Raw genomic sequence first — 19,744 nt, forward strand, 5'->3', positions numbered from 1 at the left:
TGGAAGCGCTGCAAGGCGTTGAGCTAACCGATACTAATGGCCCGTGAGGCTTGACCATATAACACCCAAGCGGTCTGAGATGACGACCGACAGGGCCGGATACGCAGAGACGTGTCGCGTTGCCAGCATGATTCCGTTTTTCGCCTGACGACCATAGCAAGCGTGAACCACCTGACCCCATGCCGAACTCAGAAGTGAAACGCCGTAGCGCCGATGGTAGTGTGGGGTCTCCCCATGCGAGAGTAGGTCATCGTCAGGCACCTTTTCAGAAACCCCGGCCATTGGTCGGGGTTTCGTCGTTCTGGGGGTTTCCCATGGAGAGTCCCGGGGTGCCGGCCGCCGGGAGGCCGGCCCGATCATCGTCAGGCACTTATTCAGAAAAGCCCCGTGTTCGAAAGAGCACGGGGCTTTTTGCGTTTCGGGCGCAGGCCCGGCGCCGATGCTGTTAGACCTTGGTCTATAGTCGATGGTATAATGCATCGCAACATGAATCGCGATGTGAGGCCGTAGCCATGAATTCCGCCAGGATGACCTTTCCCACCATCTGGGACCAGACGAATTCCCACCGTGCTGTTGTCATGCCGCTGCTGCGTGGCATGTGGCGGGGGGTAATGAGGCTTGCCGAGGCGCAGAGCCAGGCACAGGCGCGCCGGGGCTTCCTCCCGTACGTCTGATGCCGCTCACTGCCGCCCTCCGCAGGCAGAGAAGGTCATGACCAAGAAAAGCCCGGGCCATCAGGCCCGGGCTTTCTCGATCCTGGAAATGCGAAGGTGACGAGGCTTACACCACGCCCTGGTCGATCATGGCGTCGGCCACCTTGCGGAAACCGGCGATGTTGGCACCCAGTACCAGGTTGGTCGGCTCGCCGAACTCCTCGGCAGTGTCGGCGCACTGCTTGTGGATGTTGGCCATGATCTCCTTGAGCTTGGCGTCGACCTTCTCGAGGGGCCACTGCTCCATGCTGCTGTTCTGGGCCATTTCCAGCTGGCTGGTGGCCACGCCGCCGGCGTTGGCGGCCTTGCCGGGGCCGTAGGCGATCCTGGCCGCCAGGAAGCGATCCACGGCCGCCGCGGTGGACGGCATGTTGGCCCCTTCGCTGATGCAGGAGGTGCCGTTGCCCAGCAGCGTCTCGGCATCCGCCTCGGTGAGTTCGTTCTGGGTGGCGCAGGGGAAGGCGATATCGCCCTTGATACGCCAGACCGCATGGCCGTCGGCCGGGTAGTCGTCGACCGGGGTGTAGCTGGCCTCCGGGTGCTTGCCGAGATACGCCTCGAGGGAGGTGCGCTTCACCTCCTTGAGCTCCTTGAGCAGGTCCAGGTCGATGCCGCGCGGGTCATGCAAGGTGCCGCGTGAGTCGGAGCAGGTCACGGGCTTGGCACCCAGCTCATAGAGCTTCTCGATGGTGTAGATCGCCACGTTGCCGGCACCGGACACCAGGCAGGTCTTGCCCTCGATGCTTTCACCGCGCGCCTCGAGCATGTTCTGGGCAAAGTAGACGGCACCGTAGCCGGTCGCCTCCTTGCGGCCGATGGAACCGCCCCAGTTGAGGCCCTTGCCGGTGAGCACGCCCTCGTAGCGCCCGGTGAGCCGCTTGTACTGGCCGTAGAGGTAGCCGATCTCGCGGGCGCCGACGCCGATGTCGCCGGCCGGGACGTCGGTGGTCGGGCCGATGTGGCGATGCAGCTCGGTCATGAACGATTGGCAGAAGCGCATGATCTCGGCATCCGACTTGTCCTTGGGATCGAAGTCGGAGCCCCCCTTGCCGCCACCGATCGGCAGGCCCGTCAGGGCATTCTTGAAGATCTGCTCGAAGCCGAGAAACTTGATGATCCCGGAGGTGACGCTGGGGTGGAATCGCAGTCCGCCCTTGTAGGGGCCCAGGGCCGAATTGAACTGAACGCGATAGCCCTTGTTCACCCGGACCTTGCCGGCGTCGTCGGTCCAGCAGATGCGGAACATGATCTGGCGCTCGGGCTCGACGATACGCTCGATGATGCTGTGATCATGGTAGTGCGGGCTGCGCTCGAAGAGCGGGCGCAGGCATTCCAGCACCTCTTCGGCGGCCTGGTAGAACTCGGTCTGGGCCGGGCTGCTCTTGCGCAGACTCTCGAGAGTGTCGTGAACGTAGGGCATCGTCGATTCCTGTCGTGTGAAGAGAGTGGTAGGGGTCGCAGCGGTGTCGACCCGGTCTGAAATTGTTTTTCACAGGAACCACAATATAAAGCAATGCACCATTATGCAGCAACTGTATAGGTCATACGTGGATTAGACATTGATATGAACCAAAAACGCTTGAAAGTGCCGAATATGACCGCACCAAGATCGAGCATTCATTATCCTTCATAAATGTTTATTAAACGGTGCTGGCGAGATGTCGCCCCTGCAAGGGTCGCGCTGCTATGATGTGCGGCGTTTTTTTTCCTCTGCGGAGCCCTGCCTTGACCCTGACGACCCCGGCGCTGCTGTTTCCCGCCATCTCGCTGCTGCTGCTGGCCTACACCAACCGCTTCCTGGTCCTTGCCCAGCTGATTCGCAAGCTGGCGGATGAGGAGCGCAATCAGCATCAGGAGGTCAACGCCAGGCAGATCCTGCTGCTGCGCAAGCGCATCTCCCTCACCAAGCGCATGCAGCTGGCGGGGGTGCTGAGCTTCCTGCTCTGCACCCTCTCGATGTTTGCCCTCTTTCTCTCCCTCGAGCTGCCGGGCATGGTGCTGTTCGGTGTCAGCCTGGTGAGCCTGTCCGTCTCGCTGGTCTACTCCCTGTGGGAGATCCAGATCTCGACCAATGCCCTGAATGTCCAACTGCAGGACATCGAGGACCTGTTGGCCGCTGATGCGACAACGCCGCCGGCGCGGCAGCGTTCAGGAGATGAGCCATGACCACACCCTCGGAGCTGCTGTTCTACTGCCGGGCGGGATTTGAGCCCGACCTGGCCGCCGAGGTTACCGAGAAGGCCGCGGCCGCGGGTGGGGCAGGGGAGGCGCTCTTCGCCCCCGGGGACGGGTTCGTGCGCTTCCGGCTCGACGGTGGCGAGCCGGCCAACGCACTGCACCGGGCATTGCCCCTTGGCTCGCTGGTGTTTGCCCGCCAGAGCCTGGTGGCACTACCGCCGCTCCGGCTCTCCCGCGAGGATCGCCTCTCCCCCATCGTCGACCAGGTGGTAGCCAGCGGCTGGAACTTCGAGTCGTTCTGGCAGGAAACACCTGATACCAACGACGGCAAGGCCCTGGCCGGGTTGGCCAAGGCGCTGGATCGACCTCTGGCGTCGCTGCTCAAGAAGCGCCGGGCACTTCGCCGCAAGGCCGGCGGGCGTCGCCTGCACCTGCTGTGGAGTGCCGGCGACCGTGTCCAGCTCGGCATGAGCTTTCCCGGCAACCGCAGCGAGATGCCGGGGGGCATTCGTCGGCTGCGCTTCCCCCATGCGGCGCCGAGCCGTTCGACGCTGAAGCTCGAGGAAGCCTGGCACGAGTTCGTGCCACGGGACGAGTGGGACGAGCGGCTGGGGGAGGGGATGCAGGCGGCCGACCTGGGTGCGGCACCGGGGGGATGGACCTGGCAGCTGGTCCAGCGGGGCATGCACGTCTATGCCATCGACAACGGCTCGATGGACAAGGGCCTGATGGCGACCGGGCTGGTGGAGCACCTCCGGGAAGACGGCTTCGTCTGGGCGCCGCCCTGTCGGCTCGACTGGCTGGTCTGCGATATCGTGGACCGGCCGGCTCGGGTGGAGGCGATGGTCGAGCGCTGGCTCATCCGGCGCTGGTGCCGTGAGGCGATATTCAATCTCAAGCTGCCGATGAAGCGACGCTGGCCGGAGGTCTCGGCGTGCCTGGAGCACCTCGCGGAGGCGCTGGCCTCGGCCGGCATTGCCGCGGAGGTGGGCTGCCGTCACCTCTATCACGACCGCGAGGAGGTGACGGTGCACGTGCGGCTCCGCGGCTGACCCGCACGTGGGAAGGAGCGACGCGACTCAGTGGGTCGTCGGCTCATAGATGCGGATGCGTTCCTCCTCGGTCAGCAGCGGCAGCAGACGCTGCATGACGCGAGAGCGCTCCTCGCTGGTGTACCATTCCTTCCAGGCGCGCATGTCGCGCCACTTGGTGATCATCAGACGCCGGTCGCTGTGACCGAGCTCGACGAGACTTTCGCCGCCGACGAAGCCGCGAGCGCCCAGGGACTGGCGCATGGCTTCGCGGGCGGCCTCCTCGTACTCCTCCTCTAGCCCGGGCATGATCCGACGTTCGATAATGATCTTGATCATCTAGCTGCTCCCTACTGATTGTTCCCAACGACGAGGCCATCGATGGTTGATCCCCGTGACACCCACCCCGAGGGTGCCCCGCCCGATTTCGAGGTCGAGCTCGATACCACCGGGCTGTACTGTCCCGAGCCGATCATGCTGATGCACAACAGGGTGCGTGACATGCATGCCGGCCAGGTACTGAAGGTGATTGCCAGCGATCCGGCAACCACCCGCGACGTGCCGAAGTTCTGCCACTTTCTCGGGCACGAGCTGATCCATCGGCAGGAGCGCGACGGCAGCTACCTCTACTTTATCCGTTTAGGCTAATCCTGTCCGCCCGCCGGGTCCGCGCCTCAGTCGGCCGGGGGCTCGGGGGCATCCGGCATCACCATCAGGGCCAGCGCCTCCAGGGTGGCAGGGTCCTCGCGGCGAATACGATTGGCGATCTGGCGCTGGAAGAAGTAGACCACCCGGTGGCGGCTGTGACCCGGGTAGAGGCAGGCATCGCCCGGCAGGATGGGGGTCGACTCCACCAGGCGCTCGTCCGCCAGCAGGGCCTCCACGGCGCCGTCGCTGTAGAGCCGCCAGCCGAAGACCTGCTTGAGCTGCCAGGGGGCATTCCCCTCGTCCATGCACAGGGCATGGGTGCCCTGGGTCTCGGGGAGCTGCTGGATGAGGGTGACCTGCTCGGTCTCCTCGTAGTCGAAGTAGGCGGCGGCGTGCTCGAGTTCCAGCACCTTGTGCTCGGGCGCTACCTCGAACAGCTCCTCCGTCTCGGGGTCCCGGTAGCCGACGAAGCTGCCGTGCTCCTCGTCGTCGAGGCGGTGGCAGGGCGTCAGGGCCTCCATCCAGGGAACCAGGCCGACCACCTCACCATCCTCGCGCAGGCCCCACCCCAGCAGGGGCATGCCGTAGAGGGTGTCGGGACTGGAGGCGAGGCGATAGACCATCTCCAGGCCATCCAGCTCGGGGGCGAGGCGAATCAGGCGGCGTCGGGCTTGCTGACGCTGGCGCATGCTCTCGAGGTCGATGACCCGGGCGGAGCGGGGTGACAGCGGGATTCCCATGGTGTCCCTCCACATGCTGCGTGAACTGGCGGCCGGACAGTAGCGCACTGCGTCACTCTTGCACTCTCGCTTCCACCAATAGCACAGTCGCCCCGGGAGGTTAACCCCTGGCGCGTCATCGGCAGCGCCGATCGAGGCGCTCGCGCAGGGTGTCATGTCGCTCCCGGGCGGCCTGGAAGGCGGGCAGCGGCGCCTCCGGTGCCTCCAGCGAGAGCCAGCGGCGGCGATAGTCGCCGACGGCCTGGGGCCCCGAGATCTGGGCCTCGAGCAGGGTGTCGATGTCCTGGAGCCAGCGGGTAGCCGCGTCCTCGAGCCGCGTCAGCCAGGTGGCCATGTCGGCCGCCGTCGGGGAGTCCCCCGCACCGGCCGTGCGCGCGCAGCCATCGTGACGGTCCAGCGCGACCTGCAGCAGATCGGAGGCCTCCTCGAGGCGCTGTTCGGCCAGCATCAGGGTGCGCAGCAGCTCGGCCGTGTAGGGGCGGGCCTGGAGCGCCTGCAGGTGGCCTTCCAGGCGGTCGGCATCGGGCCGGCGATCCGGCCGGAACTGGTGGCGGGTCAGGTCATGCAGGAAGGCCAGCGCATCGCGCTGGGCAGGCGGCGGTGCCAGCGACTCATGAGCCAGCGGTGAACTCGCCCGGGAGAAGCTCCTGACCCACTCGTCGGAATCGAACAGCGAGTTCCAGCTGACCCGGGGCAGCTGCTCGGTCTTGATGGCGGCGAGTCGCTCCAGGCGCTCACGGTCGGCCTCGGCGAGGCGCTCCGGGACGTCGCTGGCCAGGCAGGCATCCAGGCGCTTCCACAGCTCCAGCTCGTAGAGCCAGCGCTGGCTGGCGGGGGCCACCCGCCCCAGGGCGCTGTTGCGCTCGGCGACCAGGGTGGTGATGTGGCACTCGCGCAGGGCGTAGACGTTGAGCATGCCGTCTCGGGTCTCGGGGATCTCCACCAGCCGTTCGCGACGCTCGGGGAAGGCGCCGATGTTGGCAGGGGGGCGGGGCTCGGGGGCCTCCATGCCCAGTCGGGCGGCGAGCGCCTGCTGGTAGTCGATCAGCAGGGCGTCACTGCTGTCTTCGCCGCTGCCGCCGCAACCGGCCAGCAGCAGGGTCGCCACGGCCGTGGCCACCCACTTCTGCCACAGGGCCGGCCTAGCTGTCGGAGAGGTCGATTCGTCCATGTGCCACCCCCTTGCTGATGCGTCTCAGGCGCTCGCCGAGCAGCAGGGCCGCTGCGGTGAGGCCTCCAATCAGGCCGACCCAGTAGCCGTGAACGCCCATCGGGTCGACCAGGCCGAACAGGCCGCGGGTTCCCAGCCAGTGGCCGCCGGCCAGTCCGACCAGCCAGTAGGCCACCAGCGTGATGAACATGATCACCCGGGTGTCCTTGTAGCCGCGCAGGGCGCCCGCCAGGTTGACCTGCAGCGAGTCCGAGACCTGGAAGATCATCGCCAGTATGACCAGCGACAGCGTCAGGCGTTGCACCGCCGGGTCATGGGTGTAGAGCGCGATCACCGGCTCCGCGGTGAGCCACAGCAGCAGGCTGTTGAGGCCGGCGACCAGCAGGGCGATCAGGATGCCGTTCCAGGCCACCCGCCGGGCCAGGCCGGGGCGCTGCTGTCCCAGGGTGTTGCCGACCCGCACCGTCAGCGCCATGCTCAGCGACAGCGGCAGCATGAAGAGGATCGAGGTGTAGTTGAGGGCCACCTGATGGGCCGCCACGGTCACCTCGCCGAGGCTGGCGATGAACAGGGCGATCAGCGTGAACAGGGTCACCTCGACGAAGATCGCCACGCCGATCGGCACGCCCACATGGAGCAGTTCGCCGATCATCCGCCAGCGCGGCGGCGTGGGCGAGTGCCAGAGCTTGACCTCGCCGTAGGCGCGGGAGCGACGCGTGTAGAGGGCCATGGCCAGGCTCATCACCCACAGCGAGAGCGCCGTGGCGATGCCGCAGCCCAGGGCGCCCAGCGCCGGCAGACCTGCCACCCAGGCCGGCAGCCAGTCGCCCAGCAGCCCGGTCAGCCCCTCGCCGCCGTAGATCAGCACGAAGTTGCTGGGGACGTTGACGGCGAGCCCGATCAGGCTGATCCACAGCGAGGGGCGCGTATGGTTCATGCCGTCGGAAAAGGCGCGCAGCGCCTGGAACAGCGCTGCCCCGGGCATGCCGAAGGCGACCGCGGACAGGTAGGCCGCCGAGCGCGTCGCCACCTCCTGGGGGACCTGCATCAGGGCGAAGATCGGCATCACCGCGAACCACAGCAGCAGGCCGGCGGCGATGCCCAGGGCCAGCGCCACCCACAGCGCCTGGTGGACATGGGGCCGGATGCCGGCGACCCGGCGACCGCCGAGCAGCTGGGCGACGATGGGCGTCAGCCCCATCAGGGTGCCGGTCATGAACAGCATCAGCGGCATCCACAGGCTCGAGCCCACCGACACGGCCGCCAGGTCGGTAGCGCTGAGCCGTCCGGTCATCATCACGTCGGCCACGCTCATGCCGGCCTGGGCGAGCTGGGCGCCGCAGATCGGCAGGGCGAGGCCGAGCAGCGGCCGCGTCTCCCTGCGGCTGGTGCGGGTCAGGTTGGCGAGTGGGCTGGCCACGGGCGTGCGCTCCCTGCGGTTCGGCGGGTCGTGGAAGCCGGCTATCCTAGCAACTCCCGAGGATTTTCGCCCGCCTGCGCGGCTCGCTATAATGCTGCCTTTACCCCCACCCCGGAGCTCGTGTGACCCACCGCCTCGACGACGTCATCGCCCTGTTCGACGGCCTCTTCCACGACACCTTCGCCACCCGGCTGGTGCGCGGCGGCGACGAGCCGCTCTACCTGCCGGCGGATGCCGACACGCCCTTCCACCGGGTGATCTTCGCACGGGGCTTCTACGCCAGCGCGCTGCACGAGATCAGCCACTGGTGCATCGCCGGCGCGCGCCGGCGCCAGCTGGAGGACTACGGCTACTGGTACCTGCCCGATGGCCGCGATGCCGACCAGCAGCGTGACTTCGAGGCGGTGGAGGTGGCGCCTCAGGCGCTGGAGCGGCTGTTCACCGAGGCCTGCGGGCGGGTCTTCCACGTCAGCGTCGACAACCTCGGTGGCGACGTGGCGGTGGACCGCGAGGCCTTCCGGGCGCGGGTGGAGGCAAGGGCCGACCGCTACCTGGCCGAGGGCCTGCCACGGCGCGCCGCCGCCTTCCGGCTCGCCCTGCAGCGCTTCTACCGGGAGGGTGACCCCCGGGAGGTCGCCATCGCCGCGGGGCGTCGCCGGCTCGAGCCGGCCCCTTTCGCCCTGGCCTGATCGCCGGCGACCGGACCGGGCGAAGTCGACTAGGCTGAAGGCGTTCCCCCAGCCGGAGTTCGCCGTGGCCACCGCTTCCCCGCCCCGCACCCCCGAGCCCCTGCCCCAGGAGCAGCACTTCCTTGCCGCCCTGCGCGATGACGACTGGCCGATCCCCGCAGCGTCCCTGGGCCTCGACGAGGTCGGACTCGACGGTCCGGCGCTGCTCGAGCTGTTCGAGTCCCAGCTGATGAGCCGCCATCTGGACCTGCAGGCCCGTCGCCTTCAGGCCCGAGGCGAGGGGTTCTACACCATCGGCAGCGCCGGCCACGAGGGCAATGCCGCGGTCGCCCGGGCCTTCCGCCCGAGCGATCCCGCCTTCCTGCACTATCGGGATGCCGCCTTCCTGATCGAGCGCAGCCGCCAGCGTCCCGGCCAGGCCCCGCTCTGGGACCTGCTGCTGAGCTTCGTGGCCTCCCGCGACGACCCGATCTCCGGCGGGCGTCACAAGGTGCTGGGCTCGAAGGCCCTCAACGTGCCGCCCCAGACCAGCACCATCGCCTCCCACCTGCCCAAGGCGGTGGGGGCGGCCCATGGCCTGGGGCTCTGCCGGCGCCTGGGCGTCAGCGGGGAGTGGCCGGCCCAGAGCGTGGTGCTGTGCAGCTTCGGCGATGCCTCCTTCAACCACTCCACCGCCCAGGGGGCGCTCAATGCGGCGGGCTGGGCGGCCTACCAGGGGTTGCCCATGCCGCTGGTGATGGTCTGCGAGGACAATGGCATCGGCATCTCCACGCCCACCCCGGCCGGCTGGATCGAGGCCAGCATGCGCGCCCGGCCAGGTTTCCACTTCCTGAGCGGCGACGGGCTGGACCTTCTCGACAGCTGGCGCGCCGCCCGCGAGGCCGAGGCCATCGCCCGCCAGCGCCGCCAGCCGGTGTTCCTGCACCTGCGCTGCGTGCGGCTGTTCGGCCATGCCGGCTCCGATGCCCAGCAGGCCTACCTCTCGGCGGAGCGTATCGCCGCCGACGAGGCTCGCGACCCGCTGCTGGTCAGCGCCGGCCTGCTGCGCCGCCACGGAATCCTGACGCGGGCGCAGCTCGCCGAGCGCTACCGGGCCATCGGAGACGAGGTGGCGCGGCTGGCCGAGGCGGCGATCCGTCGCCCGAAGCTGGAAAGCGCCGCGCAGGTGATGGCCAGCCTCGTCCCGCCGCCGCGCCCGGGGCGCGGGCAGCCGGCCCCGGCCCGGCAGGAGCGCGAGGCCGCCCCGGCCCCCATGGCGAAGCTGATCAACCAGGCCCTGCAGCGGCTGATGGCCGGCCACCCCCGCCTGGTGATGGCCGGCGAGGACATCGGCCGCAAGGGCGGCGTCTACGGGGTGACCCAGAAGCTGCAGGCGCGCTTCGGCGCCCATCGGGTGGTCGACACCCTGCTCGACGAGCAGAGCATCCTGGGGCTGGGGATCGGGCTGGCCCACAACGGCCTGGTGCCGATCCTGGAGATCCAGTTCCTGGCCTACCTGCACAACGCCGAGGACCAGCTGCGCGGCGAGGCCGCCACCCTGAGCTTCTTCTCCGATGGCCAGTATGCCAACCCCATGGTGGTGCGCATCGCCGGGCTCGGCTACCAGAAGGGCTTCGGCGGCCACTTCCACAACGACAACGCCATCGCCGTGCTGCGCGACATCCCCGGGCTGCTGGTGGCCTGCCCCTCCAACGGGGCCGATGCCGTGGGACTGCTGCAGGAAGCGGTGCGCCTGGCCGACGAGGAGCAGCGGGTGGTGGTCATCATCGAGCCCATCGCCCTCTACCACCGTCGCGACCTGCAGGAGGCGGGCGATGACGGCTGGTGCTGCGTCGACCCGGGGGCCAGGCATCGGCTGCCTCCGGGGGAGCCGGGGCAGTGGGGGGAGGGGACCGATCTGGCGATCATCACCTACGGCAACGGCGTGCTGCTCTCGCGGCAGGCCGCCATCGCGCTGGAGGCCGAGGGGGTTGCCCTGCGCATCATCGACCTGCGGTGGCTGACAGGCCTTGATCACGACGCCATCCAGCGCCGCGTGGCCGGCTGCGAGCGGGTGCTGGTGGTGGACGAGTGTCGGCGGTCCGGCTCGGTCAGCGAGGCGCTGGTCACCGGCCTGGTGGAGCGCGGCGTGGCCGGCGAGCGGCTGGCGCGGGTGACGGCAGAGGACAGCTTCATCCCGCTGGGGCCCGCGGCCACCCTGACGCTTCCCTCGGTGGCGACGATCCTCGAGGCCGCGCGCCGCCTGACGGGGAGGCGCTGATGCGGGGCGCCGGTCAGTCGTCGGCCGCGCCGTTCATGCGCTGATGCAGGTGCAGCATCACCTCCACCTCGTGCTCCGGGCGCAGCGGCTCGAGCCCCAGCTCGCCGAACAGCTCGCCGCGCGCCCGGGCCCAGTCGCCCGGCGCCAGGGCGGCGTAGAGACTCTCCGCGGGGGCCAGCTCCACGAAGGGGTCCAGGCCATAGGTGTCGAAGAGGCGTGACAGGGCGGCCTCGTCGTCGCTGATGCCCGCCGTGTAGAGGGTGTCGCTGAAGTGGTCGTTCTCCAGTTCGCGGATCACGTCCAGCGGGCTCACCCCCATGGAGTTGAGCTCTTCCAGGCTGTACTCGCCCAGCGATACCGTCTCGGCATCGAGCCAGTCGTCCTCGGGCTGGATCAGGGTGTGCTTGACGCGCCCGTCGGGCAGCGTCCAGGCGATCGCCAGCGGCAGGCCGCCGTCCTCGCCGGTCTCGACCGCAATGAAGCCGGGTAGGTCGGCCATGTCAGGAGTCCTCGTGTCGGGTGGCTGGGGGGTGAGGGTCCGCCATCGGCAGGCGGAAGAAGGCCCGGGCCGTGCGGGTGGTCGCCGCCGCCAGCTCGGCCTCGTCGATGCCGCGCCAGTGGGCGATCTCGCGCACGATCCACGGCAGCAGGGCCGGCTCGTGGCGCCTGCCCTTGAGTTTGGCAGGTAAATTGCGCGGCAGCAGGTAGGGGCAGTCGGTTTCCACCATCAGGCGGTTCAGGGGAATCTCGTCGACCAGCTCGCGCAGGTGGTGCCCGCGGCGCTCGTCGCACAGCCAGCCGGTCAGGCCGACATGCAGGTCGAGATCCAGGTAGCCGAACAGGGTGTCGCGATCGGCGGTGAAGCAGTGCACCACGGCGTCACCGATGTCGTCGCGCCAGGCGTGCAGCATCTCGCGCATGCGCCGGCCCGCGTCGCGCTCATGCAGGAACAGCGGCTTGCCGCTCTGTGCCGACAGGCCCAGCTGGGCCTCGAAGGCGCGCTCCTGTTCGGCGGGCGTGGAGAAGTTGCGGTTGAAGTCGAGCCCGCACTCGCCTACCGCCACGACCTCGGGCTGGCGATGCAGGTCGGCCATGGCGGCGGCGAGGCCGGCGTCCCAGCGGCTGGCGTCGTGGGGGTGCACCCCGGCGGTGGCATACAGGGCCAGCCCGGCGTCGGCATGGCGGCGGGCCATGGCCACGGCCTGTTCGGCGTGCTCGCGGTCGGTGCCGGTGAGGATCAGGGTGGTGACGTTGGCGGCGCGGGCGCGGGCCAGCACCGCCGGCAGGTCGCGGGCGAAGCTCTCGTGGGTCAGGTTGGCGCCAATGTCCACCAGCGGGGCGGCGGCGCGGAAGCGCAGCGCCTGGGGCAGGAAGTCATCGAAGCCGTCGGTCGGTTCAGCCAAGGCGGAGCTCCTGTGGTCGTGATGGCCGGATCGTCGGGGCGCGCCGCAGTTTACTCGGGAATGGCGGAGGTCACCATGGCGGCACGGCCACGGCGGGCCGGAGTTGCGATACACTAGCCGCCTTCGCGATTCGATGAGGTGTGTGCGTGACCCTGCTACGTCTGGAACAGCTGCAACTGGCCTATGGTACCCATGTGCTGCTCGACGGCGCCGACCTGGTGCTGGAGAAGGGCGAGCGCCTGGCCCTGGTGGGGCGCAACGGCACCGGCAAGTCGACGCTGCTCAAGCTGGTCGCCGGCGAGATCCTGCCCGACGGCGGCAGCATCTGGCGCGCTCCGGGTCTGAAGATCGGCGTGCTCGCCCAGGATCTCCCCGAGGCCTCCGGCCAGACCATCTTCGACGTGGTGGCCCAGGGCCTGCCCGAGGCGGGCGAGCTGCTCTCCGAGTACCACCACCTGATCCACGAGGACGAGCCCGACATGCGCCGCATGTCCGAGCTGCAGACGCGCCTCGAGGCGATCGACGGCTGGTCCTTCCACCAGCGCATCGACGTGGTGCTGACCCGGCTGGGGCTGCCCGAGGACGCCGAGATGGCTGCGCTCTCCGGGGGCTGGCGGCGGCGCGTGGCGCTGGCCCGGGCGCTGGTGGCCGAGCCCGACCTGCTGCTGCTCGACGAGCCCACCAACCACCTGGACCTCGACACCATTGCCTGGCTCGAGGAGCAGCTGGCCGCCTTCAACGGCGCCGTGCTGTTCATCACCCACGACCGCGCCTTCCTGTCGAAGCTGGCCACGGCCATCCTCGAGCTCGACCGCGGACGCCTCGGCCGCTATCCCGGCGACTACGCCAGGTACCAGGCCCAGAAGAGCCACGAGCTGGAGGTGGAGGCCCGCGAGAACGCCGAGTTCGACAAGAAGCTGGCCCAGGAGGAGGCGTGGATCCGCCAGGGCATCAAGGCGCGGCGCACCCGCAACGAGGGGCGGGTGCGGGCCCTGGAGCAGCTGAGGCGCGAGCGCAGCGAGCGTCGCGAGCGCCAGGGCAAGGCCAGCCTCAGCGTGGACAGCGGCGAGCGCAGCGGCAAGCGGGTGGTGGCCCTGGAGCATGTCACCCAGCGCTTCGGCGACGAGGCGGTGATCCGCGATCTTTCGCTTGAGATCCAGCGCGGCGACCGCATCGGCCTGATCGGCCGCAACGGCGCCGGCAAGACCACCCTGCTCAAGATCCTGCTGGGCGAGCTTTCGCCCACCGAGGGCAAGGTACAGCTCGGCACCAAGCTGAAGGTGGCCTACTTCGACCAGCTGCGCGGCGGGCTCGAGCCCGAGAAGAGCGTCTACGACAACGTGGCCCAGGGCAGCGACCGGGTCACGGTGGGCGGCCGCGACCGCCATGTGATGAGCTACCTGCAGGACTTCCTCTTCACCCCGGAGCGGGTCCGTCAGCCGGTCAAGGCGCTCTCGGGCGGGGAGTCCAACCGCCTGCTGCTGGCCAAGCTGTTCACCCAGCCGGCCAACGTGCTGGTGCTCGACGAGCCGACCAACGACCTGGACGTCGAGACGCTGGAACTGCTCGAGGAGCTGCTGCTCGACTTCGACGGCACCCTGCTGCTGGTCTCCCACGATCGGGCGTTCATGGACAACGTGGTGACCAGCGTGCTGGCCTTCGAGGGCGAGGGGCGGGTGCGCGAGTACGTGGGGGGCTACAGCGACTGGGTGCGCCAGGGCGGCAAGCTGCCCCCGGCGCCCTGGGAGGGAGCGGCCCGCCAGGGGGCCGAGCCGGCCCAGACCACCGAGGAGATGGCCGAGCAGTCGCCGCTGACCTCGAAGGCGACGGCGGCGAAGGAGCCCTCAGCGGGGGGAGGGAAAAAGCCGGCCAAGCTCTCCTACAAGCTGCAGCGCGAGCTCGACGGCCTGCCGGCCGAAATCGAGCGGCTGGAAGGCAAAGTCGCCGAGTTCGAAGCGAAGGTGGGCGATCCGGCTTTCTACCAGCAGGAGGCCGACGCGGTGACGGCGACCCTGGAGGCCCTCGCCGAGACCCAGGCGGCGCTTGACGCCGCCATGGAGCGGTGGATGGAGTTGGAGGCCATGGCCTCCGGCGACGCATAGGAAAGGCGCCCAGCGGGCGCCTTGGGAGTGGCAGGGAAGCGGTTACTCGGCGCTCTCGCCTTTCTTGCCCACGCGTACGGCGAGCACGTCGCACTGGGCACCGTGCAGTACGCCGGTGGAGGTGGAGCCCAGCAGCAGGGCGAAGCCGTGGCGGCCGTGGGAACCGACCACGATCAGGTCCACGCCGTTCTCCTCCGCGAAGCGGTGGATCTCGGTGTCGGGCATGCCCACCAGCACGTGCTGGTCCTCCTTGGCCACATGGGGGTCGGCGATCTCGGCCAGCCGCTGCTTGGCATGCTCGTCGAGTTGGTCCTGGATACTGGTCAGGTCCATGGGGATGTCGCCGCCGTAGGCGAAGCCCAGCGGCTCCAGGGTGTGCATGATCGACAGCTTGGCCTGGTTGCGGTCGGCGATCTGGTGGGCACGCTCCAGCACCTTGTGAGAGTCCTTGGTCAGGTCGACGGCGACCAGCACATGGCGGTATTCGTTGCTCATGGGGAGCTCCTTGGCAGGGGTCCAACGGGTTGGGCGGTATGCCTTCACTCTAGGCCGCGTCGCGTGCCAAGACAACGACTTGTATCAAGATTCACGCATCAACCCTGTCGGGAGAGAGGCATGGCCTGGTTCTTCATTCTATTCGCCCTGATGCTGGTGATCTCACCGGTGATGTGGCTCAAGCCGAGCCCCCGCCAGCGGCGTATCGCCGCCCTGCGCAGCCAGGTCATGAGGGCGGGCGTCAGCGTCAAGCTGGAGTCGCCGCCGCTGCACGGCATCAAGACGGCGATGCCGGTCTATCGCTGGCACTACCCGCAGGAGCGGCCGGGTCCCGACTTCCTGCTGGTGCGCGACAGCCATGCCGCCGACGCCCTCAAGCCGTTTGCCCACGGCTGGCGATGGCGCCACGAGCCCCTGCGGCCCCTGCCCGCCCCCCTGGAGACGCGGCTCAGGTCGCTGCTGGGCCGACTGCCGCAGGATGCGCTGGTGGTGGAGTCCGGCGCTCGCGCGCTGGGCCTCTGGTGGCACGAGTCCCAGGGCTTCGAGCGCGTCTCGACCTACCTGGAGGATTTTCAGGCGCTGCGCGACGGGCTCGCCGGTCGCCCGGACGACCCGACGGCCGCCTCTGCCTTCGGCGGGGGCGGCGAGTAGGTCGGCGGATCAGCCCTCGGCGTCGCGGGCCTGGATCGCCAGCCCGTTGTCCTCGATGCGCGAGAGCAGCTCGGAGAGGGTGGCCACGTCCTGGTCGCTCAGGCCGGCCAGCATCTCGGCCCGGGCCTGGGTCACTACCTGCTCGATCTGTTCCAGCAGGGGGGTGGCCTCCCGGGTGAGGTAGACGCGCTTGGTGCGGCGGTCCTGGTCGCAGGGCTGGCGCTCGATCAGGCCCTGCTCGGAGAGCTGGTCGAGGGTGCGGACCAGGGAGGGCGCCTCGACGCCGATGGCGCGGGCCAGGTCGCACTGGGGCTGGCCGTCACCCAGCCGCCACAGGTGGTAGAGGGTGACCCAGCGGGTCTGGGTCAGCCCCAGCGGTGCCAGGCGCTCGTCGATGATCGCGCGCCACAGGCGTGGCACGCGGCTGAGCTGGAAACCGATGTTCTGATGCATGGGGACTCTGGATTCCAAGGGGCGTCACGGGATTGTCCGAACCCCCCGCGTGGAATGCAAGCAGGCTTACCGTTCGTCACTCGCCTTGTCTTCCGCCGCCGGCTCGGCCGCCTCCCCCGTGGGCAGCGCCTCGCTCGCTTCCCGAGGCGGAGTGTCCTCGGCGGCCTGCGCTGACGGGGCCTCCTCGCCCGGTTCCGGTGGCGGGTCGTCGCCGGTGTCCTCCCGCGGCGCTGCCGACATGCCGGGTACCAGGTGCCGCCAGTCGAGCCCCGGCAGGCCAGGGGGCGACAGCGGCCTGCCGTCGGCCAGGGTGCCCCCCTCGCCGTCATCGACGGTGAAGCGCAACACGCCGATCCGCTGGCCGCTGTCGGTCATCACGTCGATCCGCCAGCGTCCCGCCGGCGACGCCGGAAAGTTCTCCTTGTGGCTCCAGGCCCGGTAGCCCGCCTCGCGGCCGCCCTCGATCACCAGCGGAATGCGGTCGATCACCTCGCCCTGGTGTCGCCATACGTGGAACACCTCCTCCCGAAGCCCCCGCGGCGCACGAATCGCCGTGTAGGCGTAGAGCCCGCTGCCGGCCAGCGCCTCGGGGGTCAGCCTGAGGCTGCCCAGCGGCGCTCTGGCCTCGCTGTCGAAGCCCGGCGACAGTGCCATGGCACTGATCCACAGGTTGGCAGGCGGGACCCAGACGCGCCCGAACCAGGCGGCGCCGGCCAGCACCGGCAGCAGTGCCGCGATCATCACCCAGCGTCGCGGCGCCTTGCGGCCCAGCAGGTGCAGCAGGCTCGGCAGGCTGAACAGCAGCATGGCGGCCAGCGCCAGCTTGAGGCTCTGGCCGGTGGTCAGCTGGAGCATGATCGGCAGGGTGACCAGCACCACTAGGAAGACACACTGGGCGTGGAAGGCGAAGTAGAGCCAGCGGAAGCGGTCCGCCACCCGGTAGTAGAGCGGGTCGATGATGGAGAACAGCGCCATGCCGAGCAGCAGCAGGGTGAACAGCGCCTGGCCGCTGCTCCAGACGGTGGTGGCGAGCAGGAAGGGCAGCGAGAAGAACAGCGTCTCCTGGTGGATCATCTGGGCGATGAACAGGGTGACGCCATGGGGCAGGGTGGGGTAGCCGCGTCGCGCCAGCAGCCGGCCGATCAGGCTCTCGAAGAGCAGCAGCAGCCAGGCGGCCAGCATCCCCAGCGCCAGCAGCGCCCCCAGCCACTGCTGGCGATCCACCAGGAAGAAGCTGCCGAGCCCTGCCGCGAAGGCGGCCGGCGGCCATAGCCAGCTCCAGGGGCGCAGTCGTTCCACCAGGCGCTCGACCCGCTGCTGGAAGGCATGCAGCTGCGGGGGGCTTCGCGGCGGGTCGTCGGGCGCTGGACTGGCTGAGGGGCGTGGCATGGAGGTCGGCTATCCTGATCGAAGTGAGGAAGTGACGCGCCAGGTTGTTACCTTAGCAGCGTTCGCCGGTGGCGGTATCGTGCGCCCCGGTCGATTAGGTGGCAGGCGATGATGGGAGGGGTTGACGTTTGCGCAGGAGTGAACCAAGCTGTGTGCATTCAAACGGCCGTATGAAATCGGGAGATTCGCGGAATGATCTATCAGGGCAATGCCATCACGGTGACGCGCGGCGACGACATCGCCACGCTCACCTTCGACCTGAAGGATGAATCGGTCAACAAGCTCTCCAGCGCGGTCGTCGCCGAGCTCGACGACGCCGTCAAGGCCATCCGGGCCGAGGGCGGCCTCAAGGGGCTGATGCTGACCAGTGCCAAGGAGGCCTTCATCGTCGGGGCCGACATCACCGAGTTCCAGGGCATGTTCGACAAGGGCAGCGACTTCCTGGTCGAGATGCTCGAGCGTGTCCATGGCATCTTCAATGCCATCGAGGACCTGCCGTTCCCCACCGTCACCGCCATCAACGGCCTGGCGCTGGGGGGCGGCTGCGAGGTGCTGCTGACCACCGACTTCCGAGTGATGAGCGACAAGGCCCAGATCGGCCTGCCCGAGACCCAGCTGGGCATCCTGCCGGGCTGGGGCGGCTGCGTGCGTCTGCCGCGCCTGATCGGCGCCGACAACGCCATCGAGTGGATCGCCGGCGGCACCCAGAACCGGGCCGACGCCGCCCTCAAGGTGGGGGCCGTGGACGCCGTGGTGCCGGGCGAGGAGCTCGAGGCTGCCGCCCTGGATATCCTCGCTCGGGCCAATGCCGGCGAGCTCGACTACCGGGCCCGCCGCCAGGAGAAGAGCCAGCCGCTCAAGCTGGGCCCCATCGAGCAGATGATGGCCTTCGAGACCGCCAAGGGCTACGTGGCCGGCAAGGCGGGCCCGCACTACCCGGCGCCGGTGGAGGCGATCAAGGTGATCCAGAAGGGCGCCGGCGAGGAGCGCGCCCGGGCCCAGGCCATCGAGGCCAAGGCGTTCGCCAAGCTGGCGCTCTCCGACGTGGCCTATAACCTGGTGGGGCTGTTCCTCAACGACCAGGTGGTCAAGAAGAAGGGCGCGCGGTTCGAGAAGCAGGCGCGACCGGTCAGGCAGACCGCGGTGCTCGGTGCCGGGATCATGGGCGGCGGCATCGCCTACCAGAGCGCCTCCAAGGGCACCCCGATCCTGATGAAGGACATCAAGGACGACGCCATCGAACTCGGCCTCAAGGAGGCGCGCAAGCTGTTCGCCAAGCAGGTGGAGCGCAAGAAGCTGACCACCGAGCAGATGGCCGAGAAGCTGAGCAACATTCGCCCGACCCTCTCCTATGGTGATTTCGGCAACGTCGACCTGGTGGTCGAGGCGGTGGTCGAGAACCCGAAGGTCAAGGACGCGGTGCTCACCGAGGTGGAAGGCCAGGTGGGCGAGGAGACCATCCTGGCCTCCAACACCTCCACCATCTCCATCACCCGCCTGGCGCAGAACCTCAAGCGCCCCGAGAACTTCTGCGGCATGCACTTCTTCAACCCGGTGCACCGCATGCCGCTGGTGGAGGTGATCCGCGGCGAGAAGACCTCTGACGCGGCGGTGGCGGCCACCGTGGCCTATGCCCGCGCCATGGGCAAGACGCCCATCGTGGTCAACGACTGCCCGGGCTTCCTGGTCAACCGCGTGCTCTTCCCCTACTTCGGCGGTTTCAGCCAGCTGATGGCCCAGGGGGCCGATTTCCAGCGGGTCGACAAGGTCATGGAGAAGTTCGGCTGGCCCATGGGCCCCGCCTACCTGCTCGACGTGGTGGGCATGGACACCGCGGTGCATGCCGGCGAGGTGATGGCCGAGGGCTTCCCGGAGCGCATGGGCAGCCTGGGCGGTGACGGCGAGCAGAAGAGCGCCATCCAGGCGATGTTCGAGAACGACCGCCTGGGCCAGAAGAACGCCAGGGGCTTCTACGCCTACGAGGAGGACCGCAAGGGCAAGCCGAAGAAGGTTCGTGACGAGGCGGCCATCGAGCTGGTCAAGGGCGTGGCCAGGGAGAGCCGCGAGTTCTCCGACGAGGAGATCATCAGCCGCATGATGGTGCCGCTCTGCCTGGAGACCGTGCGCTGCCTGGAAGATGACATCGTCGGCAGCCCGGCCGAGGCGGACATGGCGCTGATCTACGGCATCGGCTTCCCGCCGTTCCGCGGTGGCGCGCTGCGCTACATCGACGCCATGGGCGTGGACGCCTTCGTCGAGCTGGCCGACGGCCTGGCCGAGGAGCTGGGGCCGCTCTACGCCCCCACCGAGAAGCTGCGCGCCATGGCCGCCGCCGGCGAGACCTTCTACGGCGCCCCGGCCCAGGCCTGAGTCCCCCACCACGAACAGGAGTAACAGAACG

Annotated in this window: 18 protein-coding genes and 1 rRNA gene; 9 read left to right on the top strand and 10 right to left on the bottom strand. The window is 68.9% G+C overall.

The genetic code is table 11. The features are described from left to right. Positions 1 to 143: 143 nt before the first annotated feature. Positions 144 to 259 (top strand): 5S ribosomal RNA (gene rrf / locus BDK63_RS13105). Between the two features lie 521 nt (positions 260 to 780). Here rrf and gdhA read toward each other — a convergent pair. Further along, positions 781 to 2,133 carry an NADP-specific glutamate dehydrogenase gene (gene gdhA / locus BDK63_RS13110; RefSeq protein ID WP_183332686.1) on the bottom strand — a complete coding sequence of 451 codons (1,353 nt, stop codon included), beginning with the start codon at positions 2,131 to 2,133 and terminating at the stop codon, positions 781 to 783. A gap of 305 nt (positions 2,134 to 2,438) precedes the next feature. Between gdhA and BDK63_RS13115 the strand changes: the two genes are divergently transcribed. Both BDK63_RS13115 and rlmM read left to right on the top strand, forming a co-directional pair. Continuing rightward, positions 2,439 to 2,879 carry a DUF2721 domain-containing protein gene (locus tag BDK63_RS13115; protein ID WP_183332689.1) on the top strand — a complete coding sequence of 147 codons (441 nt, stop codon included), beginning with the start codon at positions 2,439 to 2,441 and terminating at the stop codon, positions 2,877 to 2,879. After that, a complete protein-coding gene (rlmM, locus tag BDK63_RS13120) occupies positions 2,876 to 3,943 on the top strand; it encodes a 23S rRNA (cytidine(2498)-2'-O)-methyltransferase RlmM (RefSeq protein WP_183332691.1) in 1,068 nt (355 codons plus the stop codon). Before BDK63_RS13115 ends, rlmM begins: the two co-directional genes overlap by 4 nt. A gap of 27 nt (positions 3,944 to 3,970) precedes the next feature. On the opposite strand, the gene BDK63_RS13125 is transcribed toward rlmM, so the two are convergent. Further along, the gene (locus BDK63_RS13125; RefSeq protein ID WP_183332693.1) at positions 3,971 to 4,261 is read right to left on the bottom strand and encodes an antibiotic biosynthesis monooxygenase family protein; all 291 of its coding nucleotides are present in this window, start codon (positions 4,259 to 4,261) and stop codon (positions 3,971 to 3,973) included. Between the two features lie 42 nt (positions 4,262 to 4,303). On the opposite strand from BDK63_RS13125, the gene tusA reads away from it, so the two are divergent. Next, complete coding sequence (gene tusA / locus BDK63_RS13130) at positions 4,304 to 4,570, top strand: sulfurtransferase TusA (RefSeq protein ID WP_183332695.1); 267 nt, start codon at positions 4,304 to 4,306, stop codon at positions 4,568 to 4,570. Between the two features lie 26 nt (positions 4,571 to 4,596). Here the strand turns inward: tusA and BDK63_RS13135 are convergent, their stop codons facing one another. The 3 genes from BDK63_RS13135 to BDK63_RS13145 form a co-directional block, all read right to left on the bottom strand. Further along, positions 4,597 to 5,310, bottom strand: coding sequence for a hypothetical protein (locus BDK63_RS13135; protein WP_183332696.1), 714 nt, complete (start codon positions 5,308 to 5,310; stop codon positions 4,597 to 4,599). A 115-nt stretch (positions 5,311 to 5,425) separates the two neighbouring features. Next, positions 5,426 to 6,481, bottom strand: a complete 1,056-nt coding sequence (locus tag BDK63_RS13140; protein ID WP_183332699.1) for a DUF3080 family protein — start codon at positions 6,479 to 6,481, stop codon at positions 5,426 to 5,428. Then, complete coding sequence (locus BDK63_RS13145; RefSeq protein WP_183332701.1) at positions 6,453 to 7,901, bottom strand: MATE family efflux transporter; 1,449 nt, start codon at positions 7,899 to 7,901, stop codon at positions 6,453 to 6,455. Before BDK63_RS13145 ends, BDK63_RS13140 begins: the two co-directional genes overlap by 29 nt. A gap of 122 nt (positions 7,902 to 8,023) precedes the next feature. On the opposite strand from BDK63_RS13145, the gene BDK63_RS13150 reads away from it, so the two are divergent. Together BDK63_RS13150 and BDK63_RS13155 are read left to right on the top strand one after the other, a co-directional pair. Continuing rightward, complete coding sequence (locus BDK63_RS13150) at positions 8,024 to 8,590, top strand: elongation factor P hydroxylase (RefSeq protein WP_183332703.1); 567 nt, start codon at positions 8,024 to 8,026, stop codon at positions 8,588 to 8,590. A gap of 64 nt (positions 8,591 to 8,654) precedes the next feature. After that, the gene (locus BDK63_RS13155) at positions 8,655 to 10,850 is read left to right on the top strand and encodes a thiamine pyrophosphate-dependent enzyme (protein ID WP_343065317.1); all 2,196 of its coding nucleotides are present in this window, start codon (positions 8,655 to 8,657) and stop codon (positions 10,848 to 10,850) included. Positions 10,851 to 10,863: 13 nt separating this feature from the next. Here the strand turns inward: BDK63_RS13155 and BDK63_RS13160 are convergent, their stop codons facing one another. After that, a complete protein-coding gene (locus tag BDK63_RS13160; RefSeq protein WP_183332705.1) occupies positions 10,864 to 11,349 on the bottom strand; it encodes a hypothetical protein in 486 nt (161 codons plus the stop codon). Position 11,350: 1 nt separating this feature from the next. Beyond that, entirely contained in the window at positions 11,351 to 12,253 is a 903-nt protein-coding gene (locus BDK63_RS13165) for a TatD family hydrolase (protein ID WP_183332707.1), read from the bottom strand. Positions 12,254 to 12,399: 146 nt separating this feature from the next. Here BDK63_RS13165 and BDK63_RS13170 point away from each other — a divergent pair, with 146 nt between their 5' ends. After that, positions 12,400 to 14,355 (top strand): ATP-binding cassette domain-containing protein, encoded by a 1,956-nt coding sequence (locus BDK63_RS13170; protein WP_183332709.1) that lies wholly within the window; start codon positions 12,400 to 12,402, stop codon positions 14,353 to 14,355. A gap of 42 nt (positions 14,356 to 14,397) precedes the next feature. Here BDK63_RS13170 and BDK63_RS13175 read toward each other — a convergent pair whose 3' ends face one another. Beyond that, positions 14,398 to 14,850 (bottom strand): universal stress protein, encoded by a 453-nt coding sequence (locus tag BDK63_RS13175; protein WP_183332711.1) that lies wholly within the window; start codon positions 14,848 to 14,850, stop codon positions 14,398 to 14,400. A 120-nt stretch (positions 14,851 to 14,970) separates the two neighbouring features. Between BDK63_RS13175 and BDK63_RS13180 the strand changes: the two genes are divergently transcribed. Then, a complete protein-coding gene (locus BDK63_RS13180) occupies positions 14,971 to 15,501 on the top strand; it encodes a preprotein translocase subunit YajC (protein ID WP_183332713.1) in 531 nt (176 codons plus the stop codon). Positions 15,502 to 15,510: 9 nt separating this feature from the next. On the opposite strand, the gene slyA is transcribed toward BDK63_RS13180, so the two are convergent. Both slyA and BDK63_RS13190 read right to left on the bottom strand, forming a co-directional pair. Continuing rightward, positions 15,511 to 15,954: a transcriptional regulator SlyA gene (slyA, locus tag BDK63_RS13185; RefSeq protein ID WP_183332715.1), complete on the bottom strand. Its 444-nt coding sequence runs from the start codon at positions 15,952 to 15,954 to the stop codon at positions 15,511 to 15,513. Between the two features lie 66 nt (positions 15,955 to 16,020). Then, positions 16,021 to 17,343: a DUF5924 family protein gene (locus BDK63_RS13190; protein ID WP_221202619.1), complete on the bottom strand. Its 1,323-nt coding sequence runs from the start codon at positions 17,341 to 17,343 to the stop codon at positions 16,021 to 16,023. Between the two features lie 192 nt (positions 17,344 to 17,535). On the opposite strand from BDK63_RS13190, the gene fadB reads away from it, so the two are divergent. Further along, the gene (gene fadB, locus BDK63_RS13195) at positions 17,536 to 19,713 is read left to right on the top strand and encodes a fatty acid oxidation complex subunit alpha FadB (protein WP_183332717.1); all 2,178 of its coding nucleotides are present in this window, start codon (positions 17,536 to 17,538) and stop codon (positions 19,711 to 19,713) included. The last annotated feature ends 31 nt before the right edge of the window (positions 19,714 to 19,744 follow it).

The organism is Halomonas campaniensis (genome assembly GCF_014193375.1).
Classification (GTDB): domain Bacteria; phylum Pseudomonadota; class Gammaproteobacteria; order Pseudomonadales; family Halomonadaceae; genus Halomonas; species Halomonas campaniensis.

Bases quoted from the DNA above. Each gene is read 5' to 3' on its own strand.
- gdhA (WP_183332686.1), bottom strand. From the start codon at position 2,133: ATGCCCTACGTTCACGACACTCTCGAGAGTCTGCGCAAGAGCAGCCCG.
- rlmM (WP_183332691.1), top strand. From the start codon at position 2,876: ATGACCACACCCTCGGAGCTGCTGTTCTACTGCCGGGCGGGATTTGAG.
- BDK63_RS13125 (WP_183332693.1), bottom strand. From the start codon at position 4,261: ATGATCAAGATCATTATCGAACGTCGGATCATGCCCGGGCTAGAGGAG.
- tusA (WP_183332695.1), top strand. From the start codon at position 4,304: ATGGTTGATCCCCGTGACACCCACCCCGAGGGTGCCCCGCCCGATTTC.
- BDK63_RS13135 (WP_183332696.1), bottom strand. From the start codon at position 5,310: ATGGGAATCCCGCTGTCACCCCGCTCCGCCCGGGTCATCGACCTCGAG.
- BDK63_RS13140 (WP_183332699.1), bottom strand. From the start codon at position 6,481: ATGGACGAATCGACCTCTCCGACAGCTAGGCCGGCCCTGTGGCAGAAG.
- BDK63_RS13160 (WP_183332705.1), bottom strand. From the start codon at position 11,349: ATGGCCGACCTACCCGGCTTCATTGCGGTCGAGACCGGCGAGGACGGC.
- BDK63_RS13175 (WP_183332711.1), bottom strand. From the start codon at position 14,850: ATGAGCAACGAATACCGCCATGTGCTGGTCGCCGTCGACCTGACCAAG.
- BDK63_RS13180 (WP_183332713.1), top strand. From the start codon at position 14,971: ATGGCCTGGTTCTTCATTCTATTCGCCCTGATGCTGGTGATCTCACCG.
- slyA (WP_183332715.1), bottom strand. From the start codon at position 15,954: ATGCATCAGAACATCGGTTTCCAGCTCAGCCGCGTGCCACGCCTGTGG.
- BDK63_RS13190 (WP_221202619.1), bottom strand. From the start codon at position 17,343: ATGCCACGCCCCTCAGCCAGTCCAGCGCCCGACGACCCGCCGCGAAGC.
- fadB (WP_183332717.1), top strand. From the start codon at position 17,536: ATGATCTATCAGGGCAATGCCATCACGGTGACGCGCGGCGACGACATC.